Genomic DNA, 3,577 nt, shown 5'->3' with positions numbered 1-3,577 from the left:
ATCACCGTCCAGAACACCGCGGCGCTCAGTGCGATCGCACGTAAAACCGCATGAACACCGCCCGGGACGCGGGCCGCATCCCGGCCCGCGCCCACGCAATAGCGTTGCACGGGACATGCAGGCTGAGCCCGCACAGGAAATGTCCAGCGGGCCGCTGCCATTGACGGAAAGTGAATGAAATCGGCGACAGGGAGGGAGCCCACCACCTGGTGCGAACCGGTGGTGGGCTCCCTCCTTTTGCACTAACCGTCGTGGGAGACAACCACGACGCAGCTGGCGACGTAACGGGTCACGTCGAAGTATTCTTTCGTTGCCTTCAGCAGACCTGTCATGCGTGAGTCCACGAAGGGCACGGCAAGGATATTGTGGCTCGCCGATTCGATCACCAATCCGTTGAAGGTCCCCTCCGCGTCCGCGAGGAGCTGGCCGATCATGGGTTGCAGACTCCGCAGGGCATTGGATGGGGTGTCTTCGTAGGGGCTGGCGGCGAACATGGATTTGAGGCCTCGTCACGATCGGCCCTGATGTGTTCACCGCGTGAAACGATGTGCTTATGGAGATTCCGGGGACGTTGGACGCGCATCGCCTTGGCGACGAACCGCCTTCCGAAGCGGACATCGATCTGTACCGCGTGCTCAGCGCTGACATCTCAGCCGGCGTCGCCGTGGTTTCTACATCGCTGCACCATCGCGACTACGCAGCAACAGTGACTGCTTTTCTCTCCGTCTCCTATGATCCGCCGACGATGCTTGTCAGTCTCTACGCGGGCTCACGCATTGGCGAAGCAATTGCCACGACGGGTACGTGGGCGTTGAGTCTGCTGCGCAGCAAGCACCAAGGCGCGGCGGATTGGCTGGCCAGTCCCGGGGCCCCCGTTGAGGGCCTGCTGTCCCAGGTTCCCTACCGCCGCGGCCCGGCCACCGGATCGGTGATCCTCGAGGGATCGATCGCGTACTTCGAGCTGCGAACGGTTGCCATCCATCCGGCGGCAACGCATCTGCTCATCGTGGGAGAGGTACTTGCGATGGGTGGTGACGCTCCAGCGGCGGAAGTACCGGACCCGCTCATACATTTTGCTTCTGCCTACCACCGGCTGACGCCCTAGAAGTTACCCACAAAGGCGGCGAAGACCACCGATCTCCCGGGCTGCCACCGGGACCGCACCCGGCACCCCGGCCTGGATCCAAACCCACCATTGCCGGAGGCACAGCGGCACCTCAAATGGCGGGCGGGTCCAGTTCTGCCCCTTATCGCGGGTCTGTCCGCACAATGAATTGTCGGCCTCTTACGGCATTCACGTCGACGGGGCGGCCAACTAAGGAGACCCGCCATGGGTTTGGGTGAGAAGATCCATAACGCTGCCGAGAAACTCCACGGCAAGGGCAAAGAAGCAGCAGGCGATGCCACCGGCAACGACCGGCTGAAGGCTGAGGGCAAGGGCCACCACGTCAAAGCCGGCCTGAAGCAGGCCGGCGAAAAAGTCAAAGGCGCCTTCAGGAAGCACTGATCCACGAGACCGGGAGGCGGGGGGTGCAGTCCGGGCGGGCCGCACCCCCCGCCTTGGCCACGCCGTAGCAGCACCCCGGCTGGATCCTCAGGCGTCACGGAATCCTTCGCCTGCAGTGCCGTGAGGTGTGACGCCGGACTTCAGTCCGCCTCAACGGCGGTCGGAGGTGGTTGCTGTTCAGGTCGCGGCCGGCAGTGCGTCCGGGATCCGCGGTTTCGTGTTTCCTGCGAAGGTGAACGTCGCGTCCTCGCCCTCGCCCTCAACATCGACGGCGATGATCTCGCCGGGCTTGATTTCGCCGAAGAGGATCTTCTCGGAGAGCTGGTCCTCGATCTCGCGCTGGATGGTGCGGCGCAGCGGCCGGGCACCCATGGCCGGGTCGTAGCCACGCGTGGCCAGGAGGACCTTGGCTGCGGCGGTGAGCTCGATGCCCATGTCCTTGTCCGCCAGACGCTGCTCCAGGCGGCCGATCATCAGGTTCACGATCTGGATGATCTCGTCCTGGGTCAGCTGGGGGAAGACAATAACGTCATCAACGCGGTTGAGGAACTCGGGGCGGAAGTGCTGCTTGAGCTCTTCCGTGACCCGGGCACGCATGCGGTTGTAGCCGGTCTGGGTGTCCGTGCCGGACTGGAAGCCCGTTGCGACGCTCTTGGAGATGTCGCGGGTGCCCAGGTTGGTGGTCATGATGATCACGGTGTTCTTGAAGTCCACCACCCGGCCCTGGGAGTCGGTCAGGCGGCCGTCTTCGAGGATCTGCAGCAGTGAGTTGAAGAGGTCAGCATGGGCTTTTTCCACTTCGTCGAACAGGACCACGGAGAACGGACGGCGCCGGACCTTCTCGGTCAGCTGCCCGCCCTCCTCGTAGCCGACGTAGCCCGGAGGGGCACCGAAGAGACGCGACACGGCGTGCTTTTCCGAGTACTCGGACATGTCCAGGGAGATGAGGGCGTCTTCGTCGGCGAAGAGGAACTCGGCGAGGGCCTTGGCGAGCTCCGTCTTGCCCACACCGGTGGGGCCGGCAAAGATGAACGAACCGCCCGGGCGCTTCGGGTCCTTCAGGCCTGCACGGGTACGGCGGATAGCCCGAGAGAGTGCCCTGATCGCCTCGTCCTGGCCCACCACGCGCCGGTGCAGCTCGTCTTCCATCCTCAGCAGGCGGCTGGACTCTTCCTCGGTCAGCTTGAAGACCGGGATGCCCGTGGAATTCGCCAGCACCTCGGCGATCAGTTCCTCGTCAACCTCGGAAATGTCCTCCAGAGTGCCCGACTTCCATCGGAGCTCCTTCTCTCTGCGCACGGCAATGAGCTGCTGCTCCTTGACGCGCAGCGAAGCGGCACCCTCGAAGTCCTGCGCATCAATCGCGGACTCCTTCTCCATCTTCACTTCGGCGATGCGCTCGTCCATCTCTTTGAGCTCCGGCGGGGCGGTCATGCGCCGGATGCGCAGGCGCGCCCCGGCCTCGTCGATCAGGTCGATCGCCTTGTCCGGCAGGAAGCGGTCCGAAATGTAGCGCTCCGAGAGGTTCGCCGCGGCGACCAGCGCGCCGTCCGTGATGGAAACCCGGTGATGTGCCTCGTAGCGGTCGCGCAGGCCCTTGAGGATCTCGATGGTGTCAGCCACGGAGGGTTCCTTGACCTGGATCGGCTGGAAGCGGCGCTCCAGCGCGGCGTCCTTCTCGATGTGCTTGCGGTACTCGTCAAGCGTGGTGGCGCCGATGGTCTGCAGCTCGCCCCGGGCCAGCAACGGCTTGAGGATGGAGGCAGCATCGATGGCACCCTCAGCCGCACCGGCACCCACGAGGGTGTGGATCTCGTCGATGAAAAGGATGATGTCCCCGCGGGTGCGGATCTCCTTGAGGACCTTCTTGAGGCGCTCTTCGAAGTCACCGCGGTAGCGCGAACCGGCAACCACGGAGCCCAGGTCCAAGGTGTACAGCTGCTTGTCCTTGAGAGTCTCCGGGACGTCGCCGCGGACGATCGCCTGGGCCAGGCCCTCGACGACGGCGGTCTTGCCGACGCCGGGCTCGCCGATGAGCACCGGGTTGTTCTTGGTGCGGCGGGAGAGGAC

4 protein-coding genes are annotated in these 3,577 nt (G+C 64.5%); 2 read left to right on the top strand and 2 right to left on the bottom strand.

Annotation, left to right across the window (positions count from 1 at the left end; all coding sequences use genetic code 11):
- Positions 1-242 precede the first annotated feature (242 nt).
- Positions 243-434 carry a hypothetical protein gene (locus tag J1902_RS18850; RefSeq protein ID WP_207617904.1) on the bottom strand — a complete coding sequence of 64 codons (192 nt, stop codon included), beginning with the start codon at positions 432-434 and terminating at the stop codon, positions 243-245.
- Between the two features lie 119 nt (positions 435-553).
- Here J1902_RS18850 and J1902_RS18845 point away from each other — a divergent pair, with 119 nt between their 5' ends.
- Positions 554-1,105 (top strand): flavin reductase family protein, encoded by a 552-nt coding sequence (locus J1902_RS18845; protein ID WP_207617903.1) that lies wholly within the window; start codon positions 554-556, stop codon positions 1,103-1,105.
- Positions 1,106-1,330: 225 nt separating this feature from the next.
- Positions 1,331-1,507, top strand: coding sequence for a CsbD family protein (locus J1902_RS18840; RefSeq protein ID WP_207617902.1), 177 nt, complete (start codon positions 1,331-1,333; stop codon positions 1,505-1,507).
- 177 nt (positions 1,508-1,684) lie between these two features.
- Here J1902_RS18840 and J1902_RS18835 read toward each other — a convergent pair.
- On the bottom strand, positions 1,685-3,577 hold a 1,893-nt coding region (locus J1902_RS18835), incomplete at its 5' end, for an ATP-dependent Clp protease ATP-binding subunit (protein WP_207617901.1).

Origin of the sequence: Arthrobacter cavernae (assembly GCF_017368795.1) — a bacterium.
In the GTDB taxonomy this organism is placed as follows: Bacteria; Actinomycetota; Actinomycetes; order Actinomycetales; family Micrococcaceae; genus Arthrobacter; species Arthrobacter cavernae.
Note: the sequence above shows the minus strand (reverse complement) of the source record. Positions and strands in the feature narration are given on the sequence as shown.